The 14,575-nt window shown below is 32.7% G+C and carries 15 protein-coding genes; 7 read left to right on the top strand and 8 right to left on the bottom strand.

What is annotated here, in order from left to right:
- Nucleotides 1-204 precede the first annotated feature (204 nt).
- Both JVU85_RS08580 and JVU85_RS08575 read right to left on the bottom strand, forming a co-directional pair.
- Nucleotides 205-1,116, bottom strand: coding sequence for an ABC transporter substrate-binding protein (locus JVU85_RS08580; RefSeq protein ID WP_204171498.1), 912 nt, complete (start codon nucleotides 1,114-1,116; stop codon nucleotides 205-207).
- A gap of 209 nt (nucleotides 1,117-1,325) precedes the next feature.
- The gene (locus JVU85_RS08575; protein ID WP_142019459.1) at nucleotides 1,326-2,474 is read right to left on the bottom strand and encodes an acyl-CoA dehydrogenase family protein; all 1,149 of its coding nucleotides are present in this window, start codon (nucleotides 2,472-2,474) and stop codon (nucleotides 1,326-1,328) included.
- A gap of 147 nt (nucleotides 2,475-2,621) precedes the next feature.
- Between JVU85_RS08575 and JVU85_RS08570 the strand changes: the two genes are divergently transcribed.
- Genes JVU85_RS08570 through JVU85_RS08555 form a run of 4 tightly spaced genes read left to right on the top strand, consistent with a single transcriptional unit; the run spans nucleotide 2,622 to nucleotide 5,606 of the window.
- Entirely contained in the window at nucleotides 2,622-3,371 is a 750-nt protein-coding gene (locus tag JVU85_RS08570; RefSeq protein ID WP_103388512.1) for an amino acid ABC transporter ATP-binding protein, read from the top strand.
- Nucleotides 3,368-4,210, top strand: a complete 843-nt coding sequence (locus tag JVU85_RS08565) for an amino acid ABC transporter substrate-binding protein (protein ID WP_021458955.1) — start codon at nucleotides 3,368-3,370, stop codon at nucleotides 4,208-4,210. Before JVU85_RS08570 ends, JVU85_RS08565 begins: the two co-directional genes overlap by 4 nt.
- On the top strand, nucleotides 4,210-4,893 hold the full coding sequence (locus tag JVU85_RS08560) for an amino acid ABC transporter permease (RefSeq protein ID WP_204171499.1): 684 nt from the start codon (nucleotides 4,210-4,212) through the stop codon (nucleotides 4,891-4,893). The genes JVU85_RS08565 and JVU85_RS08560 overlap by 1 nt, the downstream gene beginning before the upstream one ends.
- Nucleotides 4,894-4,904: 11 nt before the next feature.
- Nucleotides 4,905-5,606 (top strand): amino acid ABC transporter permease, encoded by a 702-nt coding sequence (locus JVU85_RS08555; RefSeq protein ID WP_002509315.1) that lies wholly within the window; start codon nucleotides 4,905-4,907, stop codon nucleotides 5,604-5,606.
- 53 nt (nucleotides 5,607-5,659) lie between these two features.
- On the opposite strand, the gene JVU85_RS08550 is transcribed toward JVU85_RS08555, so the two are convergent.
- The 4 genes from JVU85_RS08550 to JVU85_RS08535 all read right to left on the bottom strand — a co-directional run bounded on the left by JVU85_RS08550 (nucleotide 5,660) and on the right by JVU85_RS08535 (nucleotide 8,919).
- The gene (locus JVU85_RS08550; protein WP_002509316.1) at nucleotides 5,660-6,739 is read right to left on the bottom strand and encodes a PTS sugar transporter subunit IIC; all 1,080 of its coding nucleotides are present in this window, start codon (nucleotides 6,737-6,739) and stop codon (nucleotides 5,660-5,662) included.
- A gap of 205 nt (nucleotides 6,740-6,944) precedes the next feature.
- The gene (locus JVU85_RS08545) at nucleotides 6,945-7,295 is read right to left on the bottom strand and encodes a transcriptional regulator, SarA/Rot family (protein WP_002509317.1); all 351 of its coding nucleotides are present in this window, start codon (nucleotides 7,293-7,295) and stop codon (nucleotides 6,945-6,947) included.
- Between the two features lie 198 nt (nucleotides 7,296-7,493).
- Complete coding sequence (locus JVU85_RS08540; protein WP_002509318.1) at nucleotides 7,494-7,853, bottom strand: DoxX family protein; 360 nt, start codon at nucleotides 7,851-7,853, stop codon at nucleotides 7,494-7,496.
- Nucleotides 7,854-7,866: 13 nt separating this feature from the next.
- A complete protein-coding gene (locus JVU85_RS08535; RefSeq protein ID WP_204171500.1) occupies nucleotides 7,867-8,919 on the bottom strand; it encodes an LLM class flavin-dependent oxidoreductase in 1,053 nt (350 codons plus the stop codon).
- Nucleotides 8,920-9,416: 497 nt separating this feature from the next.
- Between JVU85_RS08535 and JVU85_RS08530 the strand changes: the two genes are divergently transcribed.
- Complete coding sequence (locus JVU85_RS08530) at nucleotides 9,417-10,160, top strand: CHAP domain-containing protein (RefSeq protein ID WP_002509320.1); 744 nt, start codon at nucleotides 9,417-9,419, stop codon at nucleotides 10,158-10,160.
- Between the two features lie 452 nt (nucleotides 10,161-10,612).
- Here JVU85_RS08530 and nhaC read toward each other — a convergent pair whose 3' ends face one another.
- Together nhaC and JVU85_RS08520 are read right to left on the bottom strand one after the other, a co-directional pair.
- Complete coding sequence (gene nhaC, locus JVU85_RS08525; RefSeq protein ID WP_002509321.1) at nucleotides 10,613-12,013, bottom strand: Na+/H+ antiporter NhaC; 1,401 nt, start codon at nucleotides 12,011-12,013, stop codon at nucleotides 10,613-10,615.
- A 33-nt stretch (nucleotides 12,014-12,046) separates the two neighbouring features.
- A complete protein-coding gene (locus JVU85_RS08520) occupies nucleotides 12,047-13,117 on the bottom strand; it encodes an NAD/NADP octopine/nopaline dehydrogenase family protein (protein ID WP_002509322.1) in 1,071 nt (356 codons plus the stop codon).
- Nucleotides 13,118-13,310: 193 nt separating this feature from the next.
- Here JVU85_RS08520 and JVU85_RS08515 point away from each other — a divergent pair, with 193 nt between their 5' ends.
- Together JVU85_RS08515 and JVU85_RS08510 are read left to right on the top strand one after the other, a co-directional pair.
- On the top strand, nucleotides 13,311-13,655 hold the full coding sequence (locus JVU85_RS08515) for a DUF4870 domain-containing protein (protein ID WP_031266534.1): 345 nt from the start codon (nucleotides 13,311-13,313) through the stop codon (nucleotides 13,653-13,655).
- A 318-nt stretch (nucleotides 13,656-13,973) separates the two neighbouring features.
- Entirely contained in the window at nucleotides 13,974-14,441 is a 468-nt protein-coding gene (locus tag JVU85_RS08510) for a CHAP domain-containing protein (RefSeq protein ID WP_002509324.1), read from the top strand.
- Nucleotides 14,442-14,575: the final 134 nt, after the last annotated feature.

Genomic DNA, 14,575 nt, shown 5'->3' with positions numbered 1-14,575 from the left:
ATGAAAATACGAGTCCGGAAAATAAAAATCTTTAACTAATAATAAATGTCAAATTTAAAGAGGACCAATCCATATTAAGGATTGGTCCTCTTATTTTGAGCATGGGGCTTTATGTCCCACGCTCGTTCTACTTTAATAGGTGAACCGTTGAGCAGTATGTTTTTAAGTTATTAAACATCGTGTTCACTATTATTAGAACTACAATTATTGATTTAACAGTTTTTCTTTTAAATCTTTACGCATAAATTCTAACGTATATGGATCATTATACCAATATGACGTAGCATTAATTTTTATGACTTGATCATTTTTAACTGCTGGAATGTTTTTCCATAAGTCAGTCGATTGATAACTTGGCTCTGCTTTTCCTTGACTCGTTGAAACTATATAATCACCAGCGTAATCAGCCATTTTTTCTTGCTTAATTTCCGCCCAACCTTCTTTTTCAGTTAACGATTTTACTTTGTCTGGCATTTTCAAGCCGAACGCTTGATAAAGGACTTCGCCACCACGTCCCCAGTTTTCACCGTAAGTATATAGTTTTTTATCAAACTCATCGAAAATAGTTACAGTTGAGTCTTTTCCAATTTTATTTTGGATTTGCTCACCATCTTTTTTCGTTTTAGCTTTCCATTCTTTTTCCCATTTTTGTTGTTCTTTTTCTTTACCGACAATTTTAGCAAGTTCTTGTTGTTGATCTAAATAATCGTGTTTGCCATAATCAAAAACTACTGTTGGAGCTATTTTTTTATATTTTTTGATATTTTTATCTGTAGAATAAGCAATGATGAGATCTGGTTTTGTTTTAGCAACTTTTTCTACATCATTTTCTCCGACTTTTTCTACTCCTTTAAATTTATCTTTAATAACATCACTTTGCTCTACTTGATCACTAACAGCCACTAAATTAGCACCTAAATATTTCAAACCTGGTGCATAAGTTGGTGCCACAGATGCAATACGCTCAGGATTTTTAGGAATTTCCACCTTTTTACCACTATCTAATGTATATGACTTCGTTTCTTTTTTATTTTTATCTGAATTACTGTCGGAGCCATTCCCACATGCTGCTAATACAAGTACGAATGCTATTAATACTAACCATAATTTCTTCATAATTTACCCTCCATTGAAAATGATTATCACTTCCAATATATTATAAAATTTTACGCTTTTAATTACAATACCTAAATAGAGGCAACAGAAAAATTATTTTCACAGTAACTTGACCGAAGCTATTATACTTATACTAGCGCACGCAAAATTATAAAACTTATTCTGCCTGCCCGTGTGGAACAATCATAACTAAATACGCTTAAAAGCTATTAAATTTTCCCTAAAACTGATTTAGCTATATTAGTATATGCCATATCTTCCATTGGAGGATTGTGCAAACCAGCACGCATATCTCTATAATAACGCTGTAATGGGCGCTCCATTTCTAAACTTTTAGCCCCAACAATACGCATTGCTAAATCTATAACTTCTAACCCTTGATTCATAACCAATACTTTACTTGCAGAGGTTTCGTTCCACATATTGTTATTTTCTGGATTATTGTACAAACTTGCCGTACTCCATAAAAAGTGTCGTGCAGATAATAATAATGATTCCATTTTGCCGATATTTTGTTGTACGGTAGCAATATCACCAATTGTACCATCGACACTATTTGGACTATATGTTGCGGAAAAATCAACTGCATAATCTCTTGCAGCTTGTGCTATACCTAAGTATGTACTTGGAATGTGTAAAATCCAACCATTAGGAGAACTTGGTTTACCAACGCGTGTTTCTACAAAATTTTCTGTTGGAATTTGTACATCAGTTAGTACTAAATCATGGCTTTCAGTGGCACGCATACCTACCATATTCCAATTATTAGCTATTTCTACACCTGGCATAGTTTTATCAACCAAATAAAAGCCTACTTGCTGTGATTCCGAATCAAATGCACCCACAATAAAATGGGATAAACGTTTACTCATCGATGTGAATGTTTTTACACCATTAATGAGATAACCATGTTCATTTTTAGTTACATACGTGCTAGGTCTACCACCTCTTGTTGGACTTCCAGTTTCCGCTTCACTAACTGCTCTATTAACTAATGCACCATTTTTAATTTCCTGTGCAAATTGATCCAACATAGCTGGCGCCCATAGTTGTTGTTCATAAATTTGACCTACAACACTTATATGCCAACCTATGGATAATGCAGTAGCACCATCTAATGACCCTAAGTAACTTTGTAAAATCACCATATCTTCAATTGTGGCACCTTCACCACCATATGCTTTAGGTAAGGATAGGAGCGTATATCCTTCATCTACTAGCCATTGTATATTTTTATATGGAAAGTCTGAGTTCTTATCATTGTATTCGGCATTTTCTCTAAATTGCCCTTTAACTTGCTCAAATTTTGCAATCCATTTCCGTTGAATATCCGTATGTATTAATGCGGAACGATTCAATATAATCACCTCATATTTACTTATCTTTCATTCTTTCCTAGTTTAACACTCGATTTACTCAATTGAAACCTTTCACAGCCCAAAATCTTACTTTACCGATAAGAATTAGTATGATAATTTTAAATCAAGCAATTAAGGAGGATAACCATGATTACAGTAAATAATTTAAAATTAAAATATAATTCAAATTCTGTATTAAACGATGTCAGTTTCAGTCAGCGTAAAGGAGAAGTTACAGCGATAATCGGACCGAGTGGTTCAGGCAAAACGACTTTACTACGTTCACTTAATTTATTAGCCACTCCATGGAGTGGCACTATTACTATAGACGACTTCCAATTTAATACCCAACAACATTCCAAAAAGGACATTAAACAATTACGCAATAAATCGGCAATGGTATTTCAAAACTATAATTTATTTAAAAACAAAACAATTTTAGAAAATATCACTGAAGGTTTAATTTATGGTCAAAACTATGATAAGGCTAAGGCTGAAGAAATTGCACTCTCATATTTAAAGAAAGTGAATATGTTAGAGCATAAACATAAATATCCTATCCAACTTTCAGGTGGCCAAAGCCAACGCGTTGGCATTGTACGTGCATTAGCGCTAAATCCAGATGTATTATTACTTGATGAACCAACTTCAGCACTAGACCCTGAATCAATTCAAAGTGTGTTATCACTTATTAAATCTATCGCTGAAGAAGGCATGACGATGGTTTTAGTCACTCATGAAATCAACTTCGCTAAAGCAATAGCAGATCAAATTTTATTTATAGATAATGGAGAAATTTTACATAGAGGTAGTCCAGAAGAAGTATTAGAACACACTCATTCTGAGCGACTGAATCGCTTTTTAAACAGAGTAGAAGTTGAAGGTGTATATAAATGACGTTAAAACACATTGTTTTCTTCATTACCATTGCATGTAGTTGCTTGCTATTGGCTTCTTGTAATAACGACACCGACAATAATAACAAAAAAGAAATAAAAGTCGCACTCTCAGCAGAAGTGAACCCACCTTATTTATATACGAATAAACATAATGAATTTGTTGGTTTAGATATGGATTATCTCAAATTATTAGAAAAAAAATTACCTCAATATAAATTCACTTACGAAGTTGGAGAAGAAGAGTCTAACCTTGTTGGTATTGGAGCAGGTAAATTTGATATGGGGATTAATTGGTTTTTCAAAACTCCTGAACGCGAAAAACAATTTCTATATCAAGATGTTCCATATAGTTATGCGTTACCGATGTTAGCAGTACATAAAGATACGAATGATATTCAAAAATTAAGTGATTTACCCGGCAAAACATTAACACCTATGGCGCCAAGTGGAGGACTATATTCAATACTAAGCCAATATAATAAACAACATAGTCAGAAGATTGATATTAACACCATTCAAGAACCTTCAAATGGTGATAGTTTAAAATCTGTAAGTAACCAACGTCGTGACGTTATGTTTTTAAATTGGAACACATACCACGCCATACAAAGTGAAATAAATGCAGATGTCAAAATAGGTGGCATTGTTAAAAAGGAACCTTTACATATCGTTTATAACAAAAAACAACAACGTTTGCATGATGATATCGATAAAGCAACTATTGAATTAAAAAAAGAAGGTAAATTACAACAATTATCTCGAAAATATTTTGATATTAATGTTTTCGACAATTTAACAGATATTAACGAACAAAAAAATAACTTGGAGGTGCAATAATGTCTCTAGAACAATGGCTAAATCTCTTTAATCAAGTATTACAAAAATTGCCCCTCACATTATTGATGATTGTGTTAGCTTTGATTTTTGCCGCTATATTAGGTCTCATATTATGTACTATACGTCTTAAGCACATAAAATTTTTATCTTCGCTCGTGCGTGTATATATTTCTTTTATTCGTAGCACACCGTTAATATTACAATTATTTCTAGTGTATTTTGCCTTACCGCAAGTACTTATGATTATTAATATTGATATAAATCATTTTAGTAGATTGTTTTTTGTAATTCTAGCGTTTTCAATGCACACTGGCGCATACTTAGCTGAAATTTTTAGAGCAGGTTATTTATCTGTAGACTATGACCAAATTGAAGCAGGCTTAACAGTAGGTTTATCTCCTGTAAGAATTTTCTTGTCAGTTATAGTACCTCAGGCCCTACGTAATGCCATTCCAAATTTAACTACTCAAATCATTGAACTCGTTAAAGATACTTCATTGGCTTTTACAATCGGTATTATCGATATGATGGGACAAGTTAAATTAATTATTGGTAACAATTATGGTTTGGGCATGCTAGAAGTCTATATAGTTATTTCAATTATTTATTGGATCATCTCGCTTATCATTCAAGGCAGCTTAGCTTGGCTGAATAAATCTACTCAAAAACCTTATCAAGTATAGGAGGTAAAACTTTGTCCTTTATCTTTCAAACAATTTGGGAAATATTCAAAAGTCTTCCAAATACAATTATTATATCTTTAGTAGCAATGACTGTAGGGCTCTGTGTAGGGACGTTATTTGCCATCATTCAGATTAGAAAAACACCCATTTTTTCACAGTTTATTATTGTCTATAATTCATTTATTAGAAGTACGCCCCTCATAATACAGTTATTTATTTTATATTATGGCATACCTAATTTGATATTATACTTAAATGCTACACTCGGCTTGAAAATCAATCCCGATATGTTTTCACCGATGTTGATTGCTTTAATTGCATTTTCTCTACACGCAATTGCTTACCTTAGTGAAACGATGAAAAGTGGTTTGCTATCAGTTGACTACTCACAAATTGAAGCAGCAAAAACAGTAGGTTTGTCTAATCGTCATATTTATACGCGCATCGTTTTACCTCAAGCTTTTAATTATGCTTTACCTAATATCGAAAACCAATTTATTATGCTTATCAAAGGAACTTCTTTAGCGTTCGCAGTTCAAGTAACTGAAATTATGGCAGTAAGCCGGATTATCGCAAATGAAGGATATCAATTTATTACAGTCTATTCCATTGCAGCCGCATTTTATTGGATATTAGCTATTATTTTAGAAAAGGTATTTCATAAAATTGAAAGTAATTCTACAAACCACTTAAGCACTCAAAGCTCTATTTAACATACACAATAAAACACGCTTATTTCATTTTTAATTGAAATAAGCGTGTTATTTTATGCTAAACTTTCTGCAAAATATTTTTTTCGAGCATAATATTGTTTTACTTTTTTAGGAATGTTGCCTGACTGCAATTCATCTTTAGTTACTATAGGGTAGTTTTTAAACACCATAGAACCTAACCATCCACACGTAGCACTGCTAATAGCACATAATGATGCAGTAATGATAACAGTTACCGGATTATTAAAGCCAAACATTACCATTAATCCCGCAATAGGTGTAGCCGTTCCTGTTGCATCATTGACTAAACCAAATAATGCGATGATAATGCCAGAAATAGCGCCACCAACAAAATTAGTTGCATAAACTGGTAATGGATTGGCAGTAACAATATCAGCTTGTGATAATGGTTCTATAGCTACTGACATCGTAGTTTTACGATCACCAAACTTCATGCGTTTAAATAACACAAAATTCATAAATGATGATCCAAAGACAGCTAAAGCACCGATTGCCATTGGTGTGCCAGTTAATCCTAATAATGCAGTTAATGCCATAGAGCTTAGTGGTGCAGTAGCTACTACTGTAATGATACCTCCAAGAACAATACCCATGAGAATAGGACTCGATGTAGTAGATTCTTTAATAATATTACCGATTTGCATTAAACTTGCATCTACTAATGGCGATACACCCATTGCAATAATACGTGTTAACGGCGCAATGACGATTATTGCTAAAATTAAATCTACACCTGCTGGCGCTTTGCCTTCAATCCATTTCATAGCAAAGCTTATAAGATAACCTGCGATAAACCCAGGTAATAAATCTAAATTTCCACATGCTAAAGCTATCACAAAGGCATAAACAGGACTTACACCCATTGCTAATGCTACTAAGCCTGCTGCAGCAAGTCCACCTAATCCGCCTGCCGTTTCACCAAGTGTACCTAAAAAATCTACACCCAATAAATCTCCACCTACATATTTTTGAAATGCTTCGACTAAAAACGAAGCTATTGCTGCATTTGCTAACGCACCCATAGCTTTTCCACCTTGTGGAGCCTTACTCGTAAATAAAGTAAATAAACATAATACTAATGCTAAAAAAATGACACCTAAAATCAAATTCATGATATAACTCCTTTTGTGTATACGCTTTCATTAACGAACTCATTATATCATTTTTACCTTGTATATCAACTATTATTAGAACAATTTTTTATTAAATAGAATAAAATAGTGTTATCTGAATTTTGCGAATAATCACAAAAAAGAATACCTACTACGGTCGTTTCATCGAATGAAACCAATGATAGTAAGTATTCTCAATATATAGCTATATAAAATATTTTTTAACTTCTTCAATAGTATGCCTTATCTTTGCTTTCTCTTGATCATTTACAAATACAATAACTGTGCGTTCATCGAAGTCACTTCTTTTTTTATTTAAGTACCCTAAATCTTTTAATTTTTGTAATGCTTTAGTTAAATAATAAGGTTTTAAATGTGTTTGTTGTGCTATTTCTTTTGCAGTAACTTCATGGCCTTGACAGTTGTTAAGAATATTTAAAATATATATTTCTTCAAAATTTAGTTTAAAATGTGCTTTTACAACTTTGAAAAATCCTTTTAGTTGTTGGTTTATCAAAAATAATTCATCAAGTGATTTAAATACTTTTTCCTCCATAGTAATCACTCCTTTGTTGTTAATTCTAGGTTTCATAATTCACAATATAATAATTTCAACAATCATTAATATATTTATTTTATACTACTATGTTATCAAAATTCAACAGTTAAATTGCTAAAACAAGATCTAACACCAAAATAAACTTAAATAAAAAAACGATATTCCAAAATTTTTGGAATATCGTTCAACACAAAATTATTTTTGTTTACCATTAAATGTATCTAAAAAGCTTAATGCTGCTAAACCTGTTAAGTCTAATGCATGTTTAGCACCTTGCTTACCATGACCAGCTTCAAAGTGTTTTACAATTGCAACACCTAATACTGCAAAAGTAAATAATGAACCTAAACGAGATAATTTTTTACTTGCAAAGCTTAATACAAAAAATAATGCACTTAATGCTTCAATAGCACCAGCTAAAGGTACTGAATTTGCCGGTAGACCAAATACATTTTCAAATGTATCTTTCATTGTTTGGTCACCTTTTAATTTAGGTTTTGCTGAATCAAATAATTCTTTCGCTAATTTCAAATTTGTTAAATAACGTAAAATCATGTACTTTCTCTCCTTATTTATCTTCAAAATATTTATCTACAATAGGTTTCACTTGTGTTGCTAATAACCTAATTGTTTTAAGTGTATCTTCATGAGGTATTGAACCTACCGGCGTATGCAACATAAAGCGATTAAGACCTAGAGTTTCTACCGTGTTAATAATCTTTTGTGCTACTGTTTCTGGACTACCAACATATAATGCACCATGCTGGCTTATTTCTCTTTCAAAAGTATACTCATTATATGGTGGCCATCCACGCTCACGACCTAACATATCATGATTTGCTTTTAACGAAGGGAAAAAGGCACGCATTGCTGCTTCATCAGTATCCGCTATAAAGCCCCACGAATGAGTAGCAACAGATAGTTGATTAGCATCGTGTCCATAAGATAAGGCACTTGATTTGTACATCTCAACATTGCGCTTAAATCTTTTTGAATCTCCACCAATTATAGCATAAGTTATTGGTAAACCTAATGCCCCTGCTCTTAATGATGATTCTGGTGTACCTCCTGTTGCAATCCCAATTTTTAACTTACCATGCTCAGGACGTGGATACACACCTAAATTATCTATATTAGGACGAAAATTACCGTCCCAGTTAACAATTGTCTGTGCATTTATCTTCATTAATAGGTCTAATTTTTCATTAAATAATTGTTCATAATCTTGTAAATTATGTCCAAATAATGGGAAGGATTCAATAAATGAACCTCTACCTACTAAAATTTCAGCTCTCCCGTTAGAAAGTGCATCAAGAGTTGAAAATCGTTGGAATACACGAACAGAATCATCTGAAGATAATACCGTCACTGCACTTGATAATTTTATATGGGTAGTGGAACGCGCTGCAGATGCTAATACTGATACTGGATCAGAAACCGCATAATCTGCTCGATGATGTTCTCCCAAACCATAAACATCTAAGCCTAGAGCATCTGCCGTTTCAATTTCTTCTATAATATTGCGTATTCTTTGTGCTGCAGATAGAGCAGGTTGTCTACCTTCTTCTGTAATGATGTCATTATTATCTGCAAATGATGTGATTCCCAATTCAACTTTCATAGCGCACTCCCTCTAAATAAGTATACTTTTTATACTTAGATATTAATCTATTATTTTATTGTTGTCAATATCATTGCTTCAAATCCCCGATTGTTTCTCGAAGCTCTTATATATTATTAATTAGTTATTTTTATTATTAATATGAAGATACATATGTTTTTAAATATTCATATTACTGAATTTATGTGTTTACAATTGATTTTAAATTTTCTGTTATTTTACAGCTTTGTAATATATTAGCGTGTAATTTTTCTCTACAAATTCCTTCAATGCCCGTCTATCAAGCCTTTTAGAAGAATTTCTTATATTTCGAATTGTTACATAAGACTCGATTTTATTAGAACTAAATTACAAATCAATAACATTGAGCACAAATGAATGATTTTCTGATATATTAATTCTTGTCGTAAAAACAACCAAGAAAATATAAACAATCGTCGATAGAGACATACAAATAAAACTTATTATTAAGAAAAAATTTAGGAGGATATTTTAAAATGAAAAAAATCGCTACAGCTACTATCGCTACAGCTGGAATCGCTACGTTTGCTTTTGCTCAAAACGAAGCTGATGCAGCAGAAAATAACCAAGGTGGATACAATCCAAATGATCCAACTTCATACAGCTACTCTTACACTATAGACCAACAAGGTAACTACAACTACACTTGGCAAGGTAATTGGAGCCCAAATCAACATAACACTTATAACTATAACTATAACTATAGCTCATATAGTAATGATAGTTATTCAAATAATAGTGGTTCATATAACAACTACTCTAACCAATCTTATACTTCAAATAACACAACTGGTGGAGGCGGAGCTGCTTCTAACTCTACTTCAGACCGTAACATTAAAGTAACTACTCAAAGTGCACCTTCAAGCTCTTCAGTTTCACTTTCAAGTGCTTCAGGTTCATCAAGTAACTTGTACACTGCTGGTCAATGTACATATTATGTTTATGACAAAGTAGGCGGAAAAATTGGTTCTACATGGGGTAACGCAAGTAACTGGGCAAGCGCTGCTGCTTCATCAGGTTACACAGTAAATAACACAGCTAAAGCTGGTTCAATTTTACAAAGTTCAACAGGTGCTATGGGACACGTTGCATATGTTGAAAATGTAAACAGTGACGGTTCAGTAGAAGTTTCAGAAATGAACTACGGCCAAGGTGCTGGTGTTGTTACTTCACGTACAATTTCAGCAAGCGAAGCTTCAAGCTACAACTACATTCACTAAGATTGATGTTTATTATTAAAGGCTGGACATAGTATGTTCTAGCCTTTTTTATTTACTCTTACTTAGCATAATTAATAGGCTATAATCAGTACAGCAACTATACTGGTCATAGCCTATTTTTATTATCTTATATTATAGTAGTTAAGTATCATAACGTTTACTATTAAAATTTACGCTTCATGAAAAACAGTTTTGTACTGTAGTATCGCTACAATATACAATACAAAACTGAAAATAAGACAAAAAATTGAAGGATATTTTCTCTTATAAAAATTTAAAGTGAACGATTACTCATTAGTTATCTTCATAATAATATCGCTACAAGTATTACTATGTAACATAATGATACATCTCATCCATAGTTATATTTAACCGTTTTAACTACTACTAAAACTTAAAATAAACAAATTAATTACATACTATTTACACTTTTACCAAAATAACGCAGTCAACTATACATTTTTTATATCTTTACGCTTCTTAATACCTATGCCACTAAAACCATAAAACAACGCAAATATGATACATAGATAACACGGCACTGTCCAAATAAAGAACTGGTCAACAGTCACTCCTAATTGTTGCGTGTAGTAGATGCCTGAAGTCCCCCATGGAATCAATGGAATAATCATTGTTCCTGAATCTTCTAAAGTTCGAGATAAATTTGAACGATCTAAATCCATTTTATTATACATATCCATCATCAATACACCAACCATGATAATAACAACAGAGGCAACTCCAGCAGCTAATACCATAATTAAGCTACCAATAATTGTTACTAAAATTAGTTGTCCGACCGAATGGATATTACTAGAAATTCTATGAAGAATAACATCTAAACAACCTGCTTTTTCAACAATTCCTGCAAATGCATAACCCGTAAATATTGTGACGAGTATCTCTGTCATACTCATCATTCCCCCCTGCTGAATGAGAGTCATAGTACGTTCAGATAAACCATCACTATGTATCAACATAGACTGGTTAAAGCCATCAAATGTAGATTTAAATCCATCAACTATATTAAATTTATTATTGAACGTTCCAACTAAAATCGCACTTAAACTCGATATCAACATCGCTGGTACGGTTGCAATTTTACAAATCAAACAAATAATAATAATGATGATCGGTAGCCATACAAAAACATTCAAGTTATAAATATTTTCCAATTCATTCAGTAATTGATTTATTTGTGAAGTATTTGCTGTCTGCTGTAAGCCTAAGCCTGCAAAAAACCAAACGATTAAACCAATAATTGAAGCTGGTACTGTTGTCCATATCATCGCTCTAATATGGCTAAAAATATTAACTTTTGTAACCAGTGCAGCTAAATTTGTTGTATCTGATAACGGCGACATCTTATCCCCAAACACAGCACCTGCAATAATAGCCCCAGCAGCCATGCCATCATCTATATTTAATTGATGTGCTATAGCCATTAACGAAATACCTGCTGTGGAAGCAGAACCCCATGCTGTACCTGTCGCAACTGATGTTATTGCACAAATAATAAATGCAGACACTAAAAAATAATGCGGATTAAGAAATTCTAAACCATAATAAATTAATGCTGGTACCGTACCGGAATACATCCAAGTTCCGACAACGATACCAACTGCTAATATAATGAATAATGCTGGCATTGCTGTAGATAAGCGCTTAGTAATGCCATCTTCTAAGTCTGACCATTTCAATCCAACACGTTTAGCAATCCACGCAGCATAAGCTGAAGACATTATCAATAATGCCTGTATCGGTATTTCAAATACTACAAATCCAGTAATCACAATAATAACCATTACAATAATAGTTGATATTGCTTCCAAAAATGTTGGTTGTCTTACCATACACAGTCCCCCTTATTCAATTAGTTACGGTTATTAGTCTAAACCGAGTTTATCGACCCCTAACTCTTCTACTGTAAGTCCCTCTTCAAAAAAATCTCTTTCTAATATAGTAGATGCAAGCACGATAATTGCATCAATGTTCGGTGTACTCACATCTATTAGTCTGCCTAGACTTGACCATAAAACTAAACCAAAAGCTATATCTTCTGTTAAGTATCTATTTTTCACTTCATTCGGACCATTTATTTGTGAAAACACTGGACTCGTATTAAACAAACGATTTAAAGGTTCATCTTCATCTTCTTGTGATAAATAACCTCTTTCAATTCTGGCACCTTTAGCAGTATTAAGTTCAAAACCTAGTTTTCTACCTAATGCTAAACGTTCTAATTCTACTGCATGCAACAATTTAATCGTATGCTTAGTGATACCTTCTTTATATAATGAGAAGTCATCTGCATAATCAATTCGGCCTACATTGAGCAATGTAGGACCTGGATGAACTTCAGGGTTTCCATTTTCTAAATTAGTCTTCCATAAACTTTCTTCTTTCACTATATATGGATAAAGTTTTTCTATTAACTTAAATGAATCTGATAAATACTCAGCATCATACGTAGTAAAATGTACTTTACGAACATTGAGTGATAAGTTTACTTCTGCTGTATTAAAATTAACACGCGTACCATAAGTTAAAGTATTTACCTCTGCAAATTTAGGCATTACATCAATATGCATATCTTCTAAAACATTAATAAATCGAATAGACCCCATAGCTGCTGCAATATTAAATAAAATCAGTTGTTTGTCAGTCACAAAAGGCGCCATAGTTTGTGCATAATGCTCTATAAACGATGACGGAATAATAACTTGAATCACTTCTGCTCCTTCTAGCACATATTCCATATCATCACTAACATTTGTAAATGGTACAAATTGTTCACTGCCTTCATTCTTAAAATCGAAGCCACCTCGTTCCATCGCCTTATCAAACTTGTGTATCGATTGATTACGGCAATATAATTTAACCTCATGTCCTTTATTAACCATATCTAGCGCTGCAGTAACAGCACCATTGCCTGATCCAACAATTGCTATTTTCATAATTTCCCTTCTTTCTATAAAAATACTTGTTAGGCTTTATTCATCTTTATAACCCAACTCTGTTGTTTATAAACTATAGTAAAAACCAAATTCAACTTATTTCTTATATATATAATACTAAGTATTTGCTATAATACACTGAAAAGGAGTGATATTCGTGACTGAACACGTGCATGAGGATACTGAATTTAACATGGATAAAAATCGCCTTAATCAGTCTAGCAAGGATGATAGACTGATGGCAATGCTTATTTATATCTTGAGTTTTTTCACTGGTTTTATTGGGCCGTTAATTATTTGGTTAATCAAACGAGAAGAATCAGCTTTTGTTGATCGCGCTGGCAAGAATTATTTTAATTTTATTCTCTCTTACTTTATTTGGGGAATCATTAGTGGTATTTTAGTTTTTATTATTATTGGTATTATTACTTCATTTGTTTTAGGAATACTTTCGCTTATCTTTACAATTGTAGCTATTGTGAAAGCAAATAATGGCGAAGATTATTTACCACCATTATCTATTAGATTTTTCAAATAATAGTTACACAATTTTGTGATATTTTACAGCCATTGTAATAGTAAAAACGTATTTACATTATTTTTTCAATGTAAAGCAACTAATATAGGGCTTTGCGCCTTGTCTTAATTTTGTAACCTTACACATCGTTTATTACAACGATATGTGAGGTTTTTTTAATTACTTTACAAAACAATAACATTCCACACAAACGTAAATTTATCTGATACAGTATGACTTGTCGTTGAAAAAAATGAATTCGCGGCTAAAAATTTTAACTCAGACAATCAAACGAATTACTATATAAGTTAGACAAAATCTTGGGAGGATATTTTAATTATGAAAAAATTAGTAACAGCTACAACATTAACAGCAGGTATTGGAGCAGCAATCGTAGGATTAGATCACGGACAAGAAGCAAATGCCGCAGAAACTACACAATCAACTCAAACTACACAATCAACTACAACACAAAGTTCAAGTGGTAACTTATACACTGCTGGACAATGTACTTGGTATGTATTTGATAAAGTAGGCGGAGATATTGGATCTACATGGGGAAATGCAAATAACTGGGCTTCAGCAGCATCTTCAGCAGGTTATACTGTAAATAATTCACCAGAAGCTGGATCAATTTTACAATCTTCATCAGGTCCAATGGGCCACGTTGCATACGTTGAAAATGTAAATAGCGATGGTTCAGTTGAAGTATCTGAAATGAACTATAGCGGTGGACCTTACTCAGTAAGTGAACGTACTATTCCTGCTGGTGAAGCTAGTTCATATAACTACATCCACGTTAACTAATAAGACAAATAAATTAACAAATATTTTGTAAGAGGCTGGGACAATATTGATTGTCCTAGCCTCTTTTCATATTGGCAGTAGCTGACTGCATTGAAAATGCCCTTTAAACCAATCTTGTTTCAATGCTAGTCATC

It is taken from the genome of Staphylococcus sp. GDY8P72P (assembly GCF_016890655.1).
In the GTDB taxonomy this organism is placed as follows: Bacteria; Bacillota; Bacilli; order Staphylococcales; family Staphylococcaceae; genus Staphylococcus; species Staphylococcus arlettae.
The sequence above is the reverse complement of the archived record's forward strand: the minus strand, read 5'-3'. Positions and strand labels throughout refer to the sequence as shown.